At 60.7% G+C, this 21,508-nt stretch carries 18 protein-coding genes and 2 pseudogenes; 8 read left to right on the plus strand and 12 right to left on the minus strand.

The window, feature by feature from the left end:
• Nucleotides 1-4: 4 nt before the first annotated feature.
• The 4 genes and pseudogenes from ACZZ0K_RS07860 to ACZZ0K_RS07875 all read left to right on the plus strand — a co-directional run.
• A complete protein-coding gene (locus tag ACZZ0K_RS07860) occupies nt 5-541 on the plus strand; it encodes a chalcone isomerase family protein (protein ID WP_041476996.1) in 537 nt (178 codons plus the stop codon).
• A gap of 80 nt (nt 542-621) precedes the next feature.
• A complete protein-coding gene (locus ACZZ0K_RS07865) occupies nt 622-1,941 on the plus strand; it encodes an Nramp family divalent metal transporter (protein WP_150741104.1) in 1,320 nt (439 codons plus the stop codon).
• Between the two features lie 167 nt (nt 1,942-2,108).
• Complete coding sequence (locus tag ACZZ0K_RS07870; protein WP_024013352.1) at nt 2,109-3,329, plus strand: putative DNA modification/repair radical SAM protein; 1,221 nt, start codon at nt 2,109-2,111, stop codon at nt 3,327-3,329.
• Nucleotides 3,326-4,144: pseudogene (locus ACZZ0K_RS07875) on the plus strand (TIGR03915 family putative DNA repair protein); the annotation flags it as partial. The gene ACZZ0K_RS07870 and the pseudogene ACZZ0K_RS07875, both read left to right, overlap by 4 nt.
• Nucleotides 4,145-4,419: 275 nt before the next feature.
• On the opposite strand, the gene ACZZ0K_RS07880 reads toward ACZZ0K_RS07875, so the two are convergent.
• The 5 genes and pseudogenes from ACZZ0K_RS07880 to ACZZ0K_RS07900 form a co-directional block, all read right to left on the minus strand.
• Nucleotides 4,420-5,439, minus strand: coding sequence for a branched-chain amino acid aminotransferase (locus tag ACZZ0K_RS07880; RefSeq protein ID WP_016775201.1), 1,020 nt, complete (start codon nt 5,437-5,439; stop codon nt 4,420-4,422).
• Between the two features lie 235 nt (nt 5,440-5,674).
• A complete protein-coding gene (lpdA, locus tag ACZZ0K_RS07885; RefSeq protein WP_258706881.1) occupies nt 5,675-7,048 on the minus strand; it encodes a dihydrolipoyl dehydrogenase in 1,374 nt (457 codons plus the stop codon).
• A 6-nt stretch (nt 7,049-7,054) separates the two neighbouring features.
• Nucleotides 7,055-8,329 (minus strand): dihydrolipoamide acetyltransferase family protein, encoded by a 1,275-nt coding sequence (locus ACZZ0K_RS07890; RefSeq protein ID WP_252882241.1) that lies wholly within the window; start codon nt 8,327-8,329, stop codon nt 7,055-7,057.
• A complete protein-coding gene (locus tag ACZZ0K_RS07895) occupies nt 8,330-9,388 on the minus strand; it encodes an alpha-ketoacid dehydrogenase subunit beta (RefSeq protein WP_258706880.1) in 1,059 nt (352 codons plus the stop codon). It abuts the gene before it with no gap.
• Between the two features lies 1 nt (nt 9,389).
• Nucleotides 9,390-10,624, minus strand: a pseudogene (locus tag ACZZ0K_RS07900) (thiamine pyrophosphate-dependent enzyme).
• A gap of 185 nt (nt 10,625-10,809) precedes the next feature.
• Between ACZZ0K_RS07900 and bkdR the strand changes: the two are divergent.
• Nucleotides 10,810-11,298, plus strand: coding sequence for a Bkd operon transcriptional regulator BkdR (gene bkdR / locus ACZZ0K_RS07905; protein ID WP_039762201.1), 489 nt, complete (start codon nt 10,810-10,812; stop codon nt 11,296-11,298).
• Between the two features lie 86 nt (nt 11,299-11,384).
• Here the strand turns inward: bkdR and ACZZ0K_RS07910 are convergent, their stop codons facing one another.
• Entirely contained in the window at nt 11,385-12,248 is an 864-nt protein-coding gene (locus tag ACZZ0K_RS07910; RefSeq protein ID WP_258706879.1) for an MBL fold metallo-hydrolase, read from the minus strand.
• 92 nt (nt 12,249-12,340) lie between these two features.
• Here ACZZ0K_RS07910 and ACZZ0K_RS07915 point away from each other — a divergent pair, with 92 nt between their 5' ends.
• The 3 genes from ACZZ0K_RS07915 to ACZZ0K_RS07925 all read left to right on the plus strand — a co-directional run bounded on the left by ACZZ0K_RS07915 (nt 12,341) and on the right by ACZZ0K_RS07925 (nt 14,906).
• On the plus strand, nt 12,341-12,682 hold the full coding sequence (locus ACZZ0K_RS07915; RefSeq protein ID WP_016775194.1) for an ArsR/SmtB family transcription factor: 342 nt from the start codon (nt 12,341-12,343) through the stop codon (nt 12,680-12,682).
• Between the two features lie 168 nt (nt 12,683-12,850).
• Nucleotides 12,851-14,095 carry an NAD(P)/FAD-dependent oxidoreductase gene (locus tag ACZZ0K_RS07920; protein WP_258706878.1) on the plus strand — a complete coding sequence of 415 codons (1,245 nt, stop codon included), beginning with the start codon at nt 12,851-12,853 and terminating at the stop codon, nt 14,093-14,095.
• Between the two features lie 10 nt (nt 14,096-14,105).
• Nucleotides 14,106-14,906: a sulfite exporter TauE/SafE family protein gene (locus tag ACZZ0K_RS07925; RefSeq protein ID WP_236168611.1), complete on the plus strand. Its 801-nt coding sequence runs from the start codon at nt 14,106-14,108 to the stop codon at nt 14,904-14,906.
• An 85-nt stretch (nt 14,907-14,991) separates the two neighbouring features.
• Here ACZZ0K_RS07925 and ACZZ0K_RS07930 read toward each other — a convergent pair whose 3' ends face one another.
• From ACZZ0K_RS07930 to ACZZ0K_RS07955, 6 genes are all read right to left on the minus strand, one after another.
• On the minus strand, nt 14,992-16,272 hold the full coding sequence (locus tag ACZZ0K_RS07930) for a TRAP transporter large permease (protein ID WP_016775191.1): 1,281 nt from the start codon (nt 16,270-16,272) through the stop codon (nt 14,992-14,994).
• Nucleotides 16,272-16,799, minus strand: a complete 528-nt coding sequence (locus tag ACZZ0K_RS07935) for a TRAP transporter small permease (protein ID WP_252884426.1) — start codon at nt 16,797-16,799, stop codon at nt 16,272-16,274. Before ACZZ0K_RS07935 ends, ACZZ0K_RS07930 begins: the two co-directional genes overlap by 1 nt.
• Before the next feature lie 75 nt (nt 16,800-16,874).
• Nucleotides 16,875-17,849, minus strand: coding sequence for a TRAP transporter substrate-binding protein (locus ACZZ0K_RS07940; RefSeq protein ID WP_150634991.1), 975 nt, complete (start codon nt 17,847-17,849; stop codon nt 16,875-16,877).
• Between the two features lie 61 nt (nt 17,850-17,910).
• Nucleotides 17,911-18,804 (minus strand): SMP-30/gluconolactonase/LRE family protein, encoded by an 894-nt coding sequence (locus ACZZ0K_RS07945; RefSeq protein WP_460061856.1) that lies wholly within the window; start codon nt 18,802-18,804, stop codon nt 17,911-17,913.
• 44 nt (nt 18,805-18,848) lie between these two features.
• A complete protein-coding gene (locus ACZZ0K_RS07950) occupies nt 18,849-19,688 on the minus strand; it encodes an NAD-dependent epimerase/dehydratase family protein (RefSeq protein WP_463559040.1) in 840 nt (279 codons plus the stop codon).
• Between the two features lie 256 nt (nt 19,689-19,944).
• Nucleotides 19,945-21,240, minus strand: a complete 1,296-nt coding sequence (locus ACZZ0K_RS07955; RefSeq protein WP_016775185.1) for an OprD family porin — start codon at nt 21,238-21,240, stop codon at nt 19,945-19,947.
• Nucleotides 21,241-21,508: the final 268 nt, after the last annotated feature.

Consider the following 21,508-nt stretch of genomic DNA (forward strand, 5'->3'; position numbering starts at 1 on the left):
GGCGATGAACAGAACACCCAAGCTCGTACGTGGCTGTTGTGGCATCGGTTTATGGGCACTGTTGCTGACGCCGACGTGGGCCAATTGGCAGGACGCAGTGCCAGGGGCGCAAATCATCGGCAGTGGCGATTTCAGCGTGTTCGGCTTCGATGTTTACAGCGCGCGCTTGTGGAGTGCCGCGCGGCCTCTGGCGGACGGCCAGCCGTTTGCCCTGGAGCTGATCTACCGGCGCAACATCTCGCGAGACGATCTGGTCAGCACCAGCGTCGATGAGATCAAACGCCTGGCCGGTCCCCGGGTCACTTCAGCGCAATTGGCCGGCTGGCAGAAGCAGATGCAGCAATCGTTTGTCGACGTTCAGGCCGGCACGCGGATTACCGGCGTGTATCTGCCGGGGCAGGGCGCGCGGTTTTTTGTCGGCCAGAAGCTGCAGCATGAGATTGAGGACCCACAGTTTGCCAAGGCGTTTTTCGATATCTGGCTGGATCCGCGAACACGCAGTCCCGAGTTGCGCGAGCAGTTGTTGGGGGTGAACCCATAGGTTCAGTGATCTTTGCGCTTCAAGGCATCAGGCGAAACGACTAAGCTGCCGGGCTCCCGTTTTTGTTTCTGGATGTGTGCGTGAAATTCAGTCTGCCCAAAATCGCCACCGCGCCGTTTTGCCCGCCGGAAGTGGCTGGCAGTGTTGCGGTTGATCCGACTGCCTCGTTCTTCAAACGTGTGCTGCGTTTCGCCGGTCCCGGTTTGCTGGTGTCGATCGGCTACATGGACCCGGGCAACTGGGCGACCGCGATCGAGGCCGGTTCGCGTTTTGGCTACAACCTGTTGTTCGTCGTGTTGCTGGCCAGTCTGGCCGGTATGGTGGTGCAGTGCCTGTGCTCGCGGTTGGGCATCGCCACCGGGCGCGATCTGGCGCAGCTGTCCCGCGAGCGCTACAGCACGCCGACCGCGCGCCTGCAATGGATACTGGCGGAGATCTCGATCATCGCCACCGACCTCGCCGAAGTGCTTGGCTGCGCTCTCGCATTTCACTTGCTGCTCGGTTGCTCGCTGACCTTCGGCATCGCTCTGACGGCTTTCGACACGCTGCTGGTGCTGGCCCTGCAGAACCGGGGATTCCGTCGTCTCGAAGCGATCATGCTGGTGCTGGTCGCGACCATCGGTGTTTGTTTTTTCGTCGAATTGTTGTTGATCAAACCGTACTGGCCAGACGTGGCGCTGGGCTTCAAACCCTCGCTGTCCGCCATCAGCGATGCCGCGCCGCTGTATCTGGCCATTGGCATCCTCGGCGCCACAGTGATGCCGCATAACCTTTACCTGCACACCTCGATCGTGCAGACGCGGATGATCGGCAAGGACCTGGCGAGCAAGCAGGACGCGGTGAAACTCGCGCGTATCGACACCATTGGTTCGCTGGCCCTGGCGCTGCTGGTCAACGCGGCGATCCTGATTCTCGCGGCGGCGGCGTTTCACCAGTCCGGACACACCGATGTGGTCGATATTCAGGACGCGTATCACCTGCTCGACCCGCTGGTTGGCGGTGCGCTGGCCAGTGTGCTGTTCGGCGTGGCGCTACTCGCGTCGGGGCAAAGTTCGACCTTCACCGGGACCATCGCCGGGCAGGTCATCATGGAGGGCTATCTGAACCTGCGCATCCCGTGCTGGCAGCGGCGTTTGATCACTCGCGGGCTGGCGCTGATTCCGGCGTTCATCGGCGTCTGGCTCATGGGCGATAACGCGATCGGCAAGTTGCTGGTGTTGAGCCAGGTGGTGTTGAGTCTGCAGTTGCCGTTTGCCCTGTTCCCACTGATCCGCATGACCAACGACAAACGGCTGATGGGGCCGTTTGTGAATCGCTGGCCCACGCGGGTGCTGGCCTGGGGGCTGTTCGTGTTGATCAGCGGGGCGAACAGCTGGTTGATATTGCAGTGGGCGGTTTGATCGCTGAGTTGCGGTGACTGGCAGGGCCTCTTCGCGAGCAGGCTCGCTCCCACAGGTTTTCGCGGGCGGCCACAATTCAGCTGGCCAGCCGACGAGGGGTCATCCATCAACTTGTTTCGCGGCGGGCGAGCCTATACTGTATATGCACACAGTAAAGAGTCCGTGCCATGCAAATCATCGACAAGCTCAGCATCCTCGCCGACGCCGCCAAGTACGACGCCTCCTGCGCCAGCAGTGGTGCGCCCAAGCGCAGCTCCGAGGGCAAGAGCGGGCTCGGTTCGACGGATGGCATGGGCATCTGTCACAGCTACACGCCGGACGGGCGCTGTGTGTCGTTGCTGAAAATCCTGCTGACTAACTTCTGCCTTTACGATTGCCAGTATTGCGTCAACCGCCGTTCCAGCGATGTGCCGCGTGCGCGCTTCACCCCGGAAGAAGTCGTGACGCTGACCATGGATTTCTACCGCCGCAACTGCGTCAGCGGCCTGTTTCTCAGCTCCGGGATCATTCGCTCGGCGGACTACACCATGGAGCAACTGGTGCGGGTGGCGAAGTTGCTCCGTGAAGAGCACGAATTTCGCGGCTACATCCATTTGAAGACCATTCCGGAAGCCGATCCGGCCTTGATAGAGGAGGCCGGGCGTTATGCCGACCGCCTCAGCGTCAACATCGAACTGCCCACCGATGCCAGTCTGCAGACGCTGGCGCCGGAGAAGGACATCACCTCGATCAAGCAAGCGATGAACACCATCTACACCGGCGTGCAAACAGTGTTGAACGAGCCGCGCTCGGCGAAATTCGCCCCGGCCGGGCAAAGCACGCAGTTGATCGTCGGTGCCGATGACACCGACGACAGCACCATCCTCCACAGCGCCCAGTCGCTGTACGGCAACTTCCGTTTGCGCCGGGTCTATTACTCGGCGTTCAGCCCGATCCCCGACAGCCCGAAAAGCGTACCGCTCGCCGCGCCGCCGCTGATGCGCGAGCACCGTTTGTATCAGGCTGATTTCCTCCTGCGCAGCTACGGCTACAGCGCTGACGAACTGCTCAAAGGCCCGGGTAATCTGGCGCTCGATATCGACCCGAAGCTGGCCTGGGCGCTGGAAAATCGCGAAGTGTTTCCGCTGGACCTGAACCGTGCCGACGCGACGTTGATCGCGCGCATCCCCGGCATCGGCTTGCGCACCACCGAGCGCCTGGTCGAGTTGCGTCGCCAGCGCCGCATCCGTTACGAAGACGTGGCGCGGATGCGCTGCGTGCTGGCCAAGGCGAAGCCTTTCATCATCACCAGCGATTACCACCCGCAACAGGCGGAAGTCACCAGCCACATGCTCTATCAGCAATTGCGCGACCGACCGATGCCGCAGCAGATGGGGTTGTGGGGATGATCAGTCTTGATTGCGATGACCTGTTCGACACATGGCGTCAGCAGGCGCGCTGGTTGCTCAGCCATGAAATCGATCCGAGTCTGGTGAGCTGGGCGGCGGAAGGGGTGGGCGATCTGTTTGCCAGTGATGAGCACGTGCCCGAAGGGCAGGGGCCGTTTCAGGCGCGTATTCCCCGAGCGCTGCTCGCCACCCTCGAGCAAGCGGCGCGCTATCGCGGCGAACAGCGCTGGAGCCTGTTGTATGAAGTGCTCTGGCGCGTCAGTCACGGCGACCGCACGGCGATGATGGCAGGCGACAAACTCGGCAGCGAGTTGCAGCGGCGCATCAAACAGGTCAGCCGCGAGGCCCATCATCTGCATGCATTCGTGCGTTTCATCGAGCGGTCGAAGGATTTGCCCGGTCCACAATACGTGGCGTGGCACGAGCCGGCGCATGACATTCTGCACAGCGCCAGCGAGCACTTTATCGGGCGCATGGGCCAGCATCGCTGGTTGATCGCCACACCGCGTGACGGCGTTTATTACGACGGTGAGCAATTGATTCACGAGCGGCAGTGCCCGATTGAGTGGCAGCAACTGGCGCAGAACGTCGACGATCCCCACGGCGATTTGTGGTTGACCTACTACAGCCACATCTTCAACCCGGCGCGGTTGAACCCGAAGGTCATGCAAGGGCATCTGCCGGTGCGGTTCTGGAAGAATCTGCCGGAGGGGGAGTTGATACCGGGATTGATCACCCAGGCGCGGATGGGCAAGCAGCAGAATGGGCAGGCGAGCGGGATTGCTGATCGACTTGGTAAACGGATTGCCTTGAAGAGCGAAAAGCCTACCCTCACCCCAGCCCTCTCCCGGAGGGAGAGGGAGCCGACCGAGGTGTTCTTGCGAACTCCATCGACCTGAATGGCCGAGGTGAACGCGATTTTTGAAAAGCGCGCAAGTCGGCTCCCTTTCCCCCTCGCCCCCTTGGGGGAGAGGGCTGGGGTGAGGGGGAAAAGATCTCCAGCCCTACACAAAAAAACCAACAACCACCATCAAAAAAGCCCCCCACCAATCACTCGGTGGAGGGCTTTTGAGCATCAGCAGTCGTCAGATCAAACCTTGACGATCCAGCCCGCTGGCGCTTCGATGTCGCCGGTCTGCACGCCAGTCAGCTCTTTGTAGAGCTGCTGGGTTACCGGGCCTACCTCGGTTTCGCTGTGGAACACATGCAGGTGGTCGTTGTAGCTGATGCCGCCAATCGGCGTGATCACCGCAGCGGTACCGCAGGCACCGGCTTCCTTGAAGTCCGACAGCTTGTCGATCAGCACGTCGCCTTCAACCACTTCCAGGCCCAGACGCGATTTGGCCAGTTCGATCAACGACAGGCGGGTGATGCCTGGCAGGACCGATGGCGAGTTCGGGGTGACGAACTTGTTGTCGTGGGTGATCCCGAAGAAGTTGGCCGAACCGACTTCCTCGATCTTGGTGTGGGTCATCGGATCGAGGTAGATCGCGTCGGCGAAGTTGGCTTTCTTGGCTTTCGAGCCCGGCATCAGGCTGGCAGCGTAGTTGCCACCGACCTTGGCCGCACCGGTGCCTTGCGGGGCCGCGCGGTCGTAGCTGGAGATCTGGAAGTTGTGCGGGGTCAGGCCACCCTTGAAGTAGGCGCCGACCGGGATGCAGAAGATCGAGAAAATGAATTCGGGGGCGGTGCGCACGCCGATGTTGTCACCGACGCCGATCACGAACGGGCGCAGGTACAGCGCGCCGCCAGTGCCGTACGGCGGGATGAAACGCTCGTTGGCGCGGACCACGGCTTTGCAGGCTTCGATGAACTGCTCGGTGTCGACCGTCGGCATCAGCAGACGCGCGCAGCTGCGTTGCATGCGCAGGGCGTTCTGGTCCGGGCGGAACAGGTTGATCGAGCCGTCCTTGCAGCGATAGGCCTTCATGCCTTCGAAGCACTGCTGACCATAGTGAAGGGCGGTGGAGCCTTCGCTGATGTGCAGGACGTTATCTTCGGTCAGGGTGCCTTTGTCCCACTCGCCATCGCGAAAGTACGACAGATAGCGCTTGTCGGTCTTGATGTAGTCAAAACCCAGCTTGTCCCAATTGATGCTTTCGTTACCCATGACACCCTCTATCACTGAACAACCGCCGAAACGGTTCAAGGCTTCTGACGTTTTTTTGGATGGGCACAACAATACTTCATTCTTGAGCGGTTTCGCAGCCGGAATTCGCTCCGCTGATCGTTCCCACGCTCTGCGTGGGAATGCCTCATCGGACGCTCCGCGTTCGGCTGTTGGGACGCAGAGCGTCCCGGGCTGCATTCCCACGCGGAGCGTGGGAACGATCAATTTGACGGATTTACAGATGCAGCGCATGCCCCAGCGCCCGCAACGCCGCTTCCTGCACCGCCTCACCCAAGGTCGGGTGGGCATGGATGGTGCCGCCGATGTCTTCCAGTCTCGCGCCCATTTCCAGGCTCTGCGCAAACGCCGTCGACAATTCGGAAACACCGACACCGACCGCTTGCCAGCCGACAATCAGATGATTATCCCGACGTGCGACCACGCGCACGAAGCCGCTTTTCGATTCCAGGGTCATCGCCCGGCCGTTGGCGGCGAACGGGAAGCTGGAAACGATGCAGTCCATCCCCGCAGCCTTGGCCTCATCCGGAGTTTTGCCGACCACCACCAGTTCCGGGTCGGTAAAGCACACGGCGGCGATGGCGGTCGGGTTGAATTCGCGGCGCTTGCCGCTGATCAGCTCGGCGACCATCTCGCCCTGAGCCATGGCGCGGTGGGCCAGCATCGGTTCGCCGCTCACGTCGCCAATGGCGTAGACGTTGCGCATGCTGGTCTGGCAGCGGCTGTCGATCTTGATCGCCGAACCGTTCATGTCCAGATTCAGCGCTTCGAGATTAAATCCCTGCGTATTGGGTTTGCGGCCGACGGCAACCAGTACCTGATCGGTTTCCAGATTGAGGGTTTCGCCTTCGGGATCGCGCACCTGCAACGTGCCGTCGAAACCGAGCACGCTGTGCTTGAGGTACAGCTTCACGCCCAACTGCTTCAGCGCGTCGTGGACCGGTTGTGTCAGCTCCGCGTCATAGGCCGGCAGGATGCGGTCCTGTGCTTCGACCACGCTGACTTCGGCGCCGAGCTTGCGATAAGCGATGCCCAGCTCCAGGCCGATGTAACCACCGCCGACCACCACCAGACGTTTCGGCACAGCCGTTGGCGCCAGCGCTTCGGTGGAGGAAATGATCGGCCCGCCAATCGGCAGGATCGGCAGATTGACGCTGGTCGAACCGGTGGCCAGCACAAGATGTTCGCACTGGATGCGCGTATCGCCGACTTCCACGGTTTTGCCGTCGATGACTTTCGCCCAGCCGTTGATGACCTGAACCTTGTTCTTCTTCAACAGCGCGGCGACGCCAGTGGTCAGGCGATCAACGATGCCATCCTTCCACTCGACGCTTTTGCTGATATCCAGGGTCGGCGCGGCAACGCTGATGCCCAACGCCGAATGCTGGCTGTGATGTTGCGTCTGATGAAACTGCTCAGCCACATGAATCAGCGCTTTCGACGGAATGCAGCCGATATTCAGGCAGGTGCCGCCCAACGACTGGCCTTCGACCAAAATGGTCGGAATACCCAATTGCCCGGCGCGGATCGCGGTCACGTAACCGCCGGGGCCGCCGCCGATAATCAGCAGCGTGGTGTTCAGAGATTGCATTCGGGCTTACTCCACAAACAAGGTAGCGGGTTGTTCGAGCAAGCCACGAATGGCCTGAATGAAGAGCGCCGCGTCCATGCCGTCGACCACGCGGTGATCGAAGGAGCTGGAGAGGTTCATCATCTTGCGGATCACCACTTGGCCTTTGACCACCATTGGCCGTTCGACAATTTTGTTCACGCCGACAATGGCCACTTCCGGCAGGTTCAGCACCGGCGTGCTGACAATGCCGCCCAATGCGCCGAGGCTGGTCAGAGTGATGGTCGAACCGGACAGCTCATCGCGGCTGGCCTTGCCATTGCGCGCGGCGTTGGCCAAACGCGAAATTTCCGCGGCGCTGTCCCACAGGCTGCGCGCTTCGGCGTGACGCACCACGGGCACCATCAGGCCGACATCGCTTTGCGTGGCGACGCCGACATGCACCGCACCGAGGCGAGTGATGACTTGCGCTTCGTCATCGTAACGGGCGTTCATCTGCGGGAAGTCGCGCAGGGCGACGACCAGCGCGCGAACGAGGAACGGCAACAAGGTCAACTTGCCACGGCTGGCGCCATGTTTTTCATTCAGATGCGCGCGCAGTTCTTCGATTGCGGTGACGTCGATTTCCTCGACATAACTGAAGTGCGCGGCACGCTGAGTAGCATCCTGCATGCGCTGAGCGATCTTGCGGCGCATGCCGATCACTTGAATCTGTTCTTCGTCGTGGCGCTGGGCATAAGCGGCAGCGGCCGGCGCCGAAGCGTTCGACTGACCTTGCGCCAGATAGGCCTCCAGGTCGTCATGCAACACACGACCGGCCGGGCCGGTGCCGCGAACCAGACGCAATTGAATACCCAGATCCAGGGCATGTTTGCGCACGGCTGGCGAGGCTAGCGGGCGTTCATCCGCTTCGCGAGCGACCATCGGGCCCTGGCAAACGGCAGCCGGACGTGGTGCGGCGGCTGCGGCGGGCTTGCTTTCGACAGCAGTCTCAACGTTCGGCGCAACCGGTGCTTCTTTGACATGCGCGGGTGCGGCGGACTCTTTAAGGTTGCCAGCACCTTCAACCTCGATGCTGATCAACACACTGCCAACCGCCATGACTTCACCCGGCTGACCACCGAGCGCAATCACTTTCCCGTGCACCGGCGACGGAATATCGACCATCGCCTTGTCGGTCATCACATCCGCCAGCACCTGGTCTTCAACCACCAGATCGCCAACCTTGACGTGCCACTGCGACAGTTCTACTTCTGCGATGCCTTCGCCGATGTCCGGCATCTTGATAACGTGCGTGCCCATTCAGACCTCCATGACCCGTTTCAACGCCGCGCCCACGCGGGACGGCCCTGGGAAATACGCCCACTCCTGCGCGTGCGGGTAGGGCGTGTCCCAACCGGTGACGCGTTCGATCGGCGCTTCCAGGTGATGGAAGCAATGCTCTTGCACCAGCGACACCAGCTCGGCGCCGAAACCGCAGGTACGGGTGGCTTCGTGAACCACCACGCAGCGGCCGGTTTTCTTCACCGACTTGACGATGGTTTCCAGGTCCAGCGGCCACAGGCTGCGCAGGTCGATGACTTCGGCATCGACGCCGGATTCTTCGGCAGCGACTTGCGAGACGTAGACGGTGGTGCCGTAGGTCAGCACGGTCACGTCCTTGCCCGGGCGAGTGATCGCGGCAACGTCCAGCGGCACGGTGTAGTAACCGTCCGGCACCTGGGCTTGCGGATGTTTCGACCACGGGGTTACCGGGCGGTCGTGATGGCCATCGAACGGGCCGTTGTACAGGCGTTTCGGCTCGAGGAAGATCACCGGGTCATCGTTTTCGATGGAGGCGATCAGCAGGCCTTTGGCGTCGTACGGGTTGGACGGCATCACCGTACGCAGACCGCAGACCTGAGTGAACATCGCCTCGATGCTCTGGCTGTGGGTCTGGCCGCCGTAGATACCGCCGCCGCAAGGCATGCGCAGGGTCATCGGTGCGGTGAATTCGCCGGCCGAGCGATAACGCAGACGCGCTGCTTCGGAGATGATCTGGTCGGAGGCGGGGTAGACGTAGTCGGCGAACTGGATTTCGGCGACCGGACGCAGTCCGTAGGCGCCCATGCCGACGGCCGCGCCGACGATGCCGCTTTCCGAAATCGGCGCGTCGAACACCCGCGAGGTGCCGTACTTGGTCTGCAGGCCTTCGGTGCAGCGGAACACACCGCCGAAGTAACCGACGTCCTGGCCGAAGACGACGACGTTGTCATCGCGCTCAAGCATCACATCCATGGCCGAGCGCAGGGCCTGGATCATGGTCATGGTGGTCGTGGTCATGGCGGTTTCCAACTGAATATTGTTGTTGTGATCGTTCATGTCAGATCCCCAACTGCTGACGCTGGCGCTTCAAATGCTCCGGCATCTCTTTGTAGACGTCTTCGAACATGGTCGCGGCGCTTGGAATCTGACCGCCGGCGAGGGTGCCGTACTGTTCGGCCTGTTTCTGCGCGGCAATCACTTCGGCTTCAAGTTCAGCGCTGACGGCGGCGTGCTCTTCCTCCGACCAGTGGCCGACCTTGATCAGGTGCTGTTTCAGACGCGCGATCGGATCGCCGAGCGGGAAGTGGCTCCAGTCATCGGCAGGGCGGTATTTCGATGGATCGTCGGAGGTCGAGTGCGGGCCGGCGCGGTAGGTGACCCATTCGATCATGGTCGGGCCGAGGTTACGCCGGGCGCGTTCGGCAGCCCAGGCGGAAGCGGCGTAGACCGCATAGAAATCGTTGCCGTCGACACGCAGCGAGGCGATGCCGCAACCGACGCCGCGTCCGGCGAAAGTCGTGGCTTCACCGCCGGCGATGGCCTGGAAGGTGGAAATCGCCCACTGGTTGTTGACCACGTTGAGGATCACCGGCGCGCGATAAACGTGGGCGAAGGTGAGGGCGGTGTGGAAGTCCGATTCGGCGGTGGCGCCGTCCCCGATCCATGCCGAGGCGATTTTGGTGTCGCCCTTGATCGCCGAGGCCATCCCCCAGCCAACGCCCTGGATGAATTGAGTGGCGAGGTTGCCGGAGATGGTGAAGAAACCGGCGTCCTTGACCGAGTACATGATCGGCAACTGGCGGCCCTTGAGCGGATCGCGCTCGTTGGACAGCAACTGGCAGATCAGGTCGACCAGCGGTACATCGCGGGCCATGAGGATGCTTTGCTGGCGATAGGTCGGGAAGCACATGTCATCGATGTTCAGCGCCAATGCCTGGGCGCTGCCGATGGCTTCTTCGCCAAGGCTCTGCATGTAGAACGACATCTTTTTCTGCCGCTGGGCGACGACCATGCGGTTGTCGTAGATGCGCGTCTTGAGCATCGCGCGCATGCCTTTGCGCAGGATCTCGACCGGCACGTTTTCGGCCCACGGGCCGAGGGCGTTGCCCTGATCGTCAAGCACGCGAATCAGGCCACGGGCGAGGTCGGCGGTATCGGCAGGTTCTACATCGACAGGGGTTTGCGCACCGTACCGGCATCGGTCAGATGCAGGTAGGAAAAATCGGTTTTGCAGCCGGGACGGCCCGAGGGTTCAGGGACGTGCAGGCGCAGCGGTTCATACGCTTGGGTCATGGCTTCTACGCTCGATCTTGTGAATTTCTTGTAGTGAGCTGGCAGTCATTCCCGGGTAGGGGAAATCTTGTCCTACAACAATCATAGGCGTGGCCAAGAAGAATATTTCTCTGTGTTTCGTTGCGCTGGCGACCATTTGCAGATAGAAATTCTGCATAAACATAAAAAACAGGTGGTTTTGTCTCATGCGCAAACTGGACCGTACCGACATCGGCATTCTCAACAGCCTTCAAGAGAACGCGCGGATCACCAATGCCGACCTCGCCCGTTCGGTGAACCTGTCGCCGACGCCATGCTTCAACCGGGTCAAGGCCATGGAAGAATTGGGCTTGATTCGCGAGCAGGTCACGCTGCTGGATGCCGATCTGCTGGGGCTGCATGTGAATGTGTTCATTCACGTCAGCCTGGAAAAGCAGGTGGAGGAAGCGCTGCAGCACTTCGAGGAGGCGATTTCTGATCGGCCGGAGGTGATGGAGTGCTATCTGATGGCCGGCGATCCGGATTATCTGATCCGTGTGCTGGTGCCAAGCATTCAGTCGCTGGAACGCTTCATGATGGATTTTTTGACCAAGGTGCCGGGGGTGGCGAACATCCGCTCCAGCTTTGCGCTGAAGCAGGTGCGTTATAAGACCGCGTTGCCGTTGCCGGCTAATGGATTGACGTTGGGAACCTGAAGATCAAAGATCGCAGCCTTCGGCAGCTCCTACAGTTGCACCGTATTCCAAATGTAGGAGCTGCCGAAGGCTGCGATCTTTTGACGTTAAAGTTTGTTGAGCGGAATCTTCAGGTAAACCACGCCGTTGTCCTCAGGCGCCGGCATATTCCCCGCCCGCACGTTCACCTGAATCGCCGGCAGCAGCAACGTCGGCATGCCTAACCCACCGTCACGTGTCGTGCGCATCTCGACGAACGCCGCTTCATCGATCCCGTCATGCACATGAATATTGCTTTTGCGCTGTTCGCCGACCGTGGTCTGGCACTGCGAGGCGCGGCCCTCGGGCGGGTAATCGTGGCAAACGTAAAGCTTCACGCTGGCCGGAAACGCCAACAGCTTCTGGATCGACTTGAACAAGTGCTGCGCATTGCCACCGGGGAAATCACAGCGCGCGGTGCCAACATCGGGCATGAACAGCGTGTCGCCGACGAGGATCTGTTCGCCGTCGATCAGGTAGGCCATGTCCGCTGGCGTATGGCCGGGGACGTGCAGGGCGGTGGCCTTGAGGGTGCCGATCATGAACGACTCGTTCGGCGCGAACAGGTGATCGAACTGCGAGCCATCGACGCAAAATTCCGGCTCCAGATTGAACAGCGCCTTGAACACATTCTGCACTTTGCTGATCGATTCACCGATGGCGATCTTGCCGCCCAGTTCTCGACGCAGGTGCGGCGCGGCGGAGAGGTGGTCGGCGTGGGCGTGGGTTTCCAGCAGCCATTGCACTTGCAGCCGGTGCGCACGCACGAAAGCGATGATCTTGTCCGCTTGCGCGGTGCCGGTGCGCCCGGCGGCGCCATCGTAATCGAGCACCGGGTCGACGATCGCGCACTGGCCGCCGTCGGCTTCGTAGACCACGTAGCTGTAGGTCGAGGAGGCGGGGTCGAGGAACGCTTCAATCAGGGCGGGCATGGCGAAAACCTGTGCTGGGTAATTTCGGGTTGCAACACTTTATGTAAAAACATAATGTTCGCAGCTTAAGTGACCTTCAAGGCCTCGTGCAAATGCAATCCAGTCTGACCGAATGTGAAGTCGCCCAACTGCGCGCCTCGGCGTCCAAAGCCTGCGCCTTGCTCAAAGCCCTGGCCAATGAGGATCGCCTGTTGATCCTCTGTCAACTGACCCAGGGCGAACGCAACGTCGGCGAACTGGAAAAAATGACCGGCGTACGCCAGCCGACGCTGTCCCAGCAACTGGGCATCTTGCGCGATGAAGGCCTGGTCGCGACCCGCCGCGAAGGCAAATACATTTTCTATGGCCTGGCCAGTCACGAAGTGATCCAGGTGATGAAAACCCTTTCGGGGCTGTATTGCGGAGCGGTACTCAAGAGCTGGGAACAGCCATAAATGCCAGCCCTAACACTTACTTACCCTGTGGGAGCTGGCTTGCCAGCGATGAGGACTTATCAGCGAACATTTATGTGACTGACACACCGCTATCGCTGGCAAGCCAGCTCCCACAGGTTCTTTGGTTTGACCCGAACAAATCCTTGCGTGCAGCAAAAGGAACAAGCAATGAACGATCAACACTGGGGCCTATCCATCAGTGCGGACATCGTGGTCATCGGCGGTGGCACGGCCGGCATCGGTTTTGTCGCCAGCCTGCTCAAGCGTGACCCGCAGCTCCAAGTCACCGTGATCGAACCGAGTTCGCAGCATTACTATCAACCGGCGTGGACGCTGGTCGGCGGTGGCGCGTTTGACGTGAAGGACACGGTCAGGCCGATGAGCAAAGTCATGCCGCGTCAGGCGACGTGGATTCAGGCCAGTGTCAGCGCCATCGACCCGCAAAGCCGCCAACTCACCCTCGACGACCAGCGCACCGTCAGCTATCGAAACCTGATCGTCTGCCCCGGCCTGCGCCTGGCCTGGGAGAAAATCGAAGGCTTGCAGGAAAGCCTCGGTCAGCACGGCGTCACTTCCAACTACAGCTATCAACACGCCCCGTACACCTGGGATCAAGTGCAGAAACTGCGCGATGGCCGGGCGCTGTTCACCCAGCCGGCGATGCCGATCAAATGCGCCGGCGCGCCGCAAAAAGCCCTGTACCTGTCTTGCGATCACTGGCGCAAATCCGCCGTGCTGAAAGACATCAAGGTTGAATTCAATCTCGCTGGCGCTGCGCTGTTTGGCGTGCCGACCTTCGTGCCGCCGTTGATGAAGTACATCGAACAGTACGACGCGCAACTGGCGTTCAACTCGAATCTGGTCAAGGTCGACGGCCCGGCAAAAACCGCGTGGTTTGAAGTCAAGGACGCCGACGGCAATGTCAGCCGGGTCGCGAAAACCTTCGACCTGCTGCACGTCGTGCCGCCACAAGTCGCGCCGGATTTCATCGCACAGAGTCCGCTGGCCGATGCCGGCGGTTGGTGCGAAGTCGATCCACACAGCTTGCAGCATCCGCGCTATCCCGAGGTGTTCGCACTGGGCGATATCTGCGGCACCAGCAATGCGAAAACTGCCGCAGCGGTGCGCAAGCAGGTTGTCGTCGTTGCGCAGAACCTGCTGGCCGCGCGCAAACAACAGCCGCTGCCGCTCAAGTACGACGGCTACGGTTCCTGCCCGCTGACGGTGGAGAAGGGCAAGGTGATCCTCGCCGAGTTCGGCTATGGCGGCAAACTGCTGCCGACCTTCCCGCTGGACCCGACCGTGGCCCGCCGTTCGGCATGGTGGCTGAAGGCGACGCTGCTGCCGTGGTTCTACTGGCACGGCATGCTCAAGGGCCGCGAGTGGCTGACGCGTCTGTCCAGGGTCGACTGAGAAAACTCCTATGTTGCTGGCAAGTCTGTTTGGCGTGGTGATGGGTTTGGTCCTCGGCCTGACCGGCGCGGGCGGCGGGATTCTCGCGGTGCCGGCGCTGGTGCTCGGGCTCGGCTGGACGATGACGCAAGCGGCGCCGGTGGCCTTGTTTGCGGTCGGCAGCGCGGCAGCGGTCGGGGCGATCGACGGTTTGCGCCATGGCCTGGTACGTTACCGCGCGGCGCTGTTGATCGCCGCGTTGGGCGCGGTGTTTTCGCCGCTGGGGATCTACTTCGCGCATCAGTTGCCGGAAAAGATTCTGATGATGCTGTTCAGTCTGCTGATGGTCCTGGTCGCCTGGCGAATGTTCAGAAAGGACCGTCAGCAAGCGGGGCCGAGCGATCACGGCCACGCCAGTTGGGGCCAGAAAAACTGCATGCTCAACGAGCAGACCGGGCGCTTCGACTGGACCGCCAAATGCACCGCTACCCTGGCTGCATTGGGCGCGATCACCGGTGTGGTCTCGGGCTTGCTCGGCGTCGGCGGCGGCTTTCTGATCGTGCCGGCGTTCAAGCAACTGACCGATGTGCAGATGCGCGGCATCGTTGCGACGTCGTTGATGGTGATCAGTCTGATTTCCGCGATCGGGGTGATCGGCGCGTTTCATGCGGGGGTGCGTATCGACAGTCAGGGCGCGGCGTTCATCGTTGCCAGCATCGTTGGCATGATCGTCGGTCGCAGGCTGTGCGCGCAGGTGCCGGCGCGGGCGTTGCAGGTGGGGTTTGCCAGTGTCTGTCTGGTGGTGGCGGGGTACATGTTGGTGCGGGCGTGAAGATCAACAGATCGCAGCCTCGTTGCACTCGACAGCTCCTACAGGGGTATGCGATTCCTGCAGGAGCTGCGATCTTTTCAGCGGGTTACAACACCAGGTGCGGCAGCCACAGCGAAATCGCTGGAACGTAGGTCACCAGCAGCAACACCAGGAACAGCACGCCATAGAACGGCAGCAGCGCTTTTACGGTGCTTTCGATACTGACCTTGCCCACCGCCGAGCCGACGAAGAGCACGGCGCCTACCGGCGGTGTTATCAATCCGATCCCCAGGTTGACCAGCATGATCATGCCGAACTGCACCGGATCGACACCGATGCCCATGATCACGGGCATCAGGATCGGCGTGAGGATCAGGATCAGCGGCGCCATGTCCATCACTGTGCCCAACAGCAGCAACATCACGTTGATGCACATCAGGATCACGTAGCGGTTGTCCGACAGGGTCAGGAACAGCGTGGTGATCTTCGCCGGGATCTGCATCAGGGTCATGATGTAGCCGAAGCTGGCGGCGAAACCGATCAGGATCATCACGATGGAGATGGTGCGCACCGTGCGGTGCATCAGCTTGGGCAGCTCGCTCCATTTGTAGTCGCGGTAGATGAACATGGTCACGAAGAATGACCACAGCACCGCGATGGCCGCCGATTCAGTGGCGGTGAAAATACCCGAGAGAATGCCGCCGAGGATGATCACCATCGCCATCATGCCCCACAGGGCTTCGCCGACGATCTTCAGCGCCTGGCGCATCGGGATCACTTCGCCCTTGGGGTAGTTGCGCTTTTTCGCGAAGATCAGGCACAGCACCATCAGGCAGGCGCTCATCAGCAGGCCCGGGACGATGCCGGCCATGAACAGCGAAGCGATCGACACCGTACCGCCTGCAGCCAGGGAGTAGAGCACCGAGTTATGGCTTGGCGGGGTCAGCAGGGCTTGCACCGAACCGCTGACGGTCACGGCGGTGGAGAAGTCGCGCGGATAACCCTTGCGCTCCATCTCCGGAATCAGCACCGAACCCACCGATGCCGTGTCGGCCACTGACGAACCGGAGATCGCACCGAAGAAAGTCGAGGCAACAATGTTGACCAGCGACAGGCCACCGCGCACGAAACCCACCAGCACCCCGGCACACGCCACCAACCGCCGTGACATGCCGCCCTCGGCCATGATCGCACCGGCGAGGACGAAGAACGGAATGGCCAGCAGCGAGAATTTGTTCACCCCCGAGGCGACCTGGATCATCACCGCCTGGAAGGGAATGTCGATCCACCATGCGCCGATCAGCGCAGCGGCGCCCAACGCGTAGGCGACCGGCATGCCGATCAGGATCAATACGATAAAACTGCCCAGCAGAATCAGAGCGTCCATTAAGCGGCACCTTCACTTTCTTCAACCAGGTCGAACTGCACGACCCGACGTTTGCTCTGGTCACCGAGCAAGAGTTTTTCCACGACAAAAATCAGCGTCAGCAAACCGCCCACGGGGATCGGCAGATAGGTCACGCCAACGCGCAGATCGGGCAGGGCGGCCATGAACTGGTTCCAGGTGGAGATGCACAGCTTGGTGCCCCAGATGGTCATGAAGATGCAGATTGCCGCCATCAGCAGTTGCGAAAAAATCGCTGCTGCGGATTTCAGCTGCGGTGGCATGCGGTCGGTGAGCATGGCCACGGCCATGTGCGCACCGGCGCGGTAACTGGCGGCGGCGCCGATGAAGGTGAACACCATCATCAGCAGGATCGCCGTGGGCTCAGGCCAGCTCGAACCGGTGCCGAGCACGTAGCGGGCGAAGACGCCCCAGGGAATCATCAGGGAAATCGCCAGGACGGAAAGGCCGGCGACCCAGATGCACGTCATGTAGATCTTGTCGTTGATACGCAGCAGCAGATTCTTCATCGGGTTCCACCGTAACCGGGCGCGCCTGAACCGCTGGCGCGCCGGGCCTTTTTCATGAGTACGGAGCGGGAGGTGTTACTGAACGGCTTCGATCTTTTTGATCAGATCTGCGTACTTCGCACCGTACTTTTCACGTACCGGAGCGGTGGCGTCGTAGAAGGGTTTCTTGTCAACGGTGATGAACTCGACGCCGGCGGCCTTGAGTTTTTCTTCACTGGCGGCGGACTTCTTGTCCCACAACACGCGTTCTTCAGCCTGGGCAGCCTTGGCCGCCGTTTTCACCATCTTCTGTTGATCCGGAGTGAGTCTTTCCCAGGTGATTTTCGACATCACGATCGGCTCTGGCAGGATCAGGTGACCGGTCAGGCTGTAGAACTTGGCGTTCTGGAAGTGGTTGTGTTCGAGCAGGGTCGGCGGGTTGTTTTCCGCGCCGTCGATCACGCCGGTTTGCAGGGCGCTGAAGATTTCGCCGGTGTCCATGGCGATGCCGTTACCGCCCATGGCGTTCATCATGTCGATGAACATCGGGTTGCCTTGTACGCGGATTTTCATGCCCTTGAGGTCTTCGAGCTTGCGCACCGGTTTCTTGGTGTAGATGTTGCGCGTGCCGCCGTCCATCCACGCCAGGGCCACCAATTTGAATTCGGAGTTGGTGATCTTGTCGAGAATCTCATCGCCCACCGGGCCATCGATGACGTTACGCATGTGTTGCTGGTCCCGGAAAATGAACGGCATGTTGAACACGTTCACATCCGGCACCACGGGGCCGACGATACCCAGGCTGACCCGGGACATCTGTATCGCGCCGACTTGCATCTGCTCGATGACTTCCTTCTCGGAACCGAGCACTCCGCCCGGGAAGTACTGGAACGTCAGCTCGCCGTTGGTTTCCTTTTCAAGCGTTTTGCCCATGCTCTTTTCGGCCACCACAGTTGGGTAACCGTCTGGATGAATATCAGCGAATTTGAGTTTCATATCTGCCTGAGCGCCACCTGCAAAGGTAAACATCAGCGGAAGTGCAGCGGCGAGCAAGGTGCGTTTGAAGTTCATGAGGGGTGAGTCTCCAGTCTTGTTATTTTTGTGTTCAAGGCGCAGCGGTGCAGCAGAGGGTCTAAAGCAAATCGTTGAATTGCGGTTCGGCGAGGCCCTTGACGCCTGGCTTCAGGGCGAACACGCCGCCGGCCAGGGATTGCGGGTCGTGGTCATCGCCGGGGCGAATCGAGGCGACAAACAAGGTATCCAGGTTGCTGCCGCCGAAAGCGCACATGGTCGGTTTCTTCACCGGTACTTCCAGCGAGAAATCCAGTCGGCCATCCGGGGCGAAGCGGTGGATCAGGCCGGCGTCGTTGGCGCAGATCCAGTAGCAGCCTTCGGCATCCACGGCAGCGCCATCGGGGCGGCCGGGGAAATGATTCATGTCGACGAAGATTCGGCGATTCGATGGCGTGCCGGTCTCGGTGTCGTAATCGAAGGCCCAGATCAGTTGCACGTTGGGGTGCGAATCCGACAGGTACATGGTTTTGCCGTCGGGGCTGAAGGCGAGGCCGTTGGGTACGATGAAGCCATCCAGCTGCGCTTCGATCACGCCAGTCTGCCCGGCGCCGTAGCGATAGAGCCGGCCTTCAGGCGCGTTCTGGCCCATATTCAGCACCATGCTGCCCGCCCAGAAACGCCCTTGGCGATCACAGCGACCGTCGTTGAGGCGCATGTCCGCGCGGCTGTGCCCGACGGTGGCGAGCAATTCGCTGTCGAGGCTGCCGTCGCTGTGCGGGTGCAGGCGATAGAAACCGCTTTCCATGCCGGCGACCCAGCCGCCACTGCGGTGGCGGCTGATGCAGGCGAGCATTTGCGGGGCTTTCCACGAGGCGACGTGCCCGGTGTCAGCGCTCCAGCGTTGCAGCCCGCCGTTGGGAATATCGACCCAGTACAGGGCGTTTTCCTGCGGCACCCAGACCGGGCTTTCACCGACCGCGTTGCGGGCGTCGACGATCAATTCGGCTTGCATACTCATTCCCATGGTTTTTATTGGAGGGGGATCAAGTCGAACGGTCAGTCGCCGAACGGGCCTGCTGCGACGAAGGCGCCGCCCTGATAGATCCGCGCCGGATCATCGTCGGCTGGCATCGGTTGCGCTTCGACCTTTTCGCGGAAGATTTCCGAGGTGTCCTTGGCTTCGAAACCGAGGTGGTTGGCGTAGCGGTTGTCCCACCAGACGTCTTTGTTGGCGGACATGCCGTAGACCACGGTGTGGCCGACGTTCGGTGTGTACAGCGAGCGTTCGAGCAGTTGCGTGAGGTCGTCGAAGCTCAGCCAGGTGTGCATCATCCGGCGGTTCTGCGGCTCGGGGAACGAGGAGCCGATGCGGATGCTGACGGTTTCGATGCCGTAGCGATCGAAGTAGAAACTGGCCATGTCTTCGCCGTAGGACTTGGACAAGCCGTAGTAACCGTCGGGGCGGCGTGGAGATATGGCGTCGAGTTTCTCGTCCTGTTTGTAGAAACCGATGACGTGGTTGGAACTGGCGAAGATCACCCGTTTCACACCGTGCTTGCGTGCCGCTTCGTAAATGTGGAACACGCCGCTGATATTGGCGCCGAGGATTTCTTCGAACGGCCGCTCGACCGAAACGCCGCCGAAATGCAGGATCGCATCGACTCCTTCGACCAGTTGATGCACGGCTTGCTTGTCGGCGAGGTCGCAGAGCACGACTTCTTCGTGGTCATCGACGGCCGGGGCGAGGGCGGCGATGTCGGACAGGCGCAGCACATTGGCGTAAGGGCGCAGGCGTTCGCGCAGGACTTTGCCCAGGCCTCCGGCGGCACCGGTCAGCAGCAGGCGGTTGAAAGGAGCGCGGGGGTAGAAATAGACGTCATGGCAATCCCTGAACACATTGTTATTAGGTTTGTTGTAGGTTGTCGTATGACTGCGCTGAAGTATCGGTAGGGTTTCCGGATCTTGTCAACGCGACTTTTGGTGTAGATGACGGAAGGGGCGATTCATTTTTTCAACACCCGATACCTGCCTTGCAATGCAATCCCCTTGTGGGAGCGAGCCTGCTCGCGAAGGCGTTGTGCCAGTCAGAACAAGTCGACTGGTCCGGCGCTTTCGCGAGCAGGCTCGCTCCCACAGGGCAAACCGCCAACCCTTACAACAACGAAATCGGATAGCTGATAAAAATCCGGTTCTCGTCAAATTCGTTGGTGCTGAAGTCCCGGCGAATGGTCGCGTTGCGCCATTTCACGTTGAGGTTCTTCAGCGGGCCGCTCTGCACGGTGTAGGCCAGTTCCGATTCGCGGCCCCATTCCTTGCCGTCGTTGGTGGTGGCGGTGTGTACGTTATCGCCGCTGATATAGCGGTTCATCAGGGTCAGGCCAGGCACGCCCAGCGCAACGAAGTTGTAGTCGTGACGCACCTGCCAGGAGCGCTCTTTGGCGTTGTCATAACTGGCGTTGTAACTGTCGTTGGCCAGGGTGCCGCCACTGGTGCCGTTGACGCGCATCCAGGCATCGTCGCCGGTGAGTTTCTGCAGGCCGACGTAGAAGGTATTGCCGCCATACTTGGCCGAGAGCAGGGCGAACGCGGTCTTGTTGTCGAGATCGCCGGCCTGAGCGCTGCCGTCTTCCTTGCCGGTGAAGAAACCGAGGTTGGCGCCCAGCGTCCAGTCGCCCATCGGCTGGCTGTGGCTGAGGTTGAAATACTGCTGCTGATAGATGTCGGTGAGCTCGGCGTACCACACGCCGACCATGGTGCGTTTTTCGTTGAAGCTGTATTCGCCGCCGCCGAAGTTGAAGCGATCGGAGGTGAATGCACCGCGGCCGTTCATCGACATGTCTTCCATGCTCGCGTCGTTGCGCGGGCTGTTGCCACGGAACTGGCCGCCGTAGACGGTCAGGCCGTTGATCTCGGTGGACGTGATCTGCCCGCCGCGAAAGGTCTGCGGCAGGGAGCGGCCGTCGTCGGAGCGCAGGATCGGCAATACAGGCATCCATTCACCGACCTTCAATTCGGTCTTCGAGACTTTGGCTTTCAGCGCCACGCCGAGGCGACCGAAATTGTCGGCCGGGCGACCGTCATCATGAATCGGCAACAGTTGCGTGCCGCCAGTGCCTTTGCCGCCATCAAGCTTCTGCGAATACAGCCCGAGCACATCGAGGCCGAAGCCCACCGTGCCTTGGGTGAAACCGGATTTGGCGTCGAGAATGAAGCTCTGCGTCCACTCTTCAGCCTTGCCCTGCGGATAGGCCGGGTTGACGAAGTTGCGGTTGAAGTAGGCGTTGCGCAGGTTCAGCGTGGCTTTGCTGTCGTCGAGGAAGCCTTCGGCATCAGCGCTCATGGGCAGGGCCAGGGCTAGGCTGCTGCAACCGATCAGGCTGAGGGTCGAACGCGGCTTGAAATGGGCAAAACGTGAAGGGCGGACGGAATTGCGGGCGAGTGGGCTCACTGTGACGCTCCCTGGATCATTTGTTGTTTTTATTATTTGTCATACGTCGTCGTACAACATCGATGCGGATATTTCCCAGATTTTCAGGGATTGTCAACTGGAAGTTATACGATGACCTCCCATGCGACGCCGAACCCATGTGGGAGCGAGCCTGCTCGCGAATGCGGACTTTCAATCAATGAAGTTGTCGACTGACACAGCGCTTTCGCGAGCAGGCTCGCTCCCACAGGGTTCCTTGGTGTCTGTCGAGTCGTGTATTGCCCGTCAA

The organism is Pseudomonas sp. AC255, assembly GCF_979258175.1.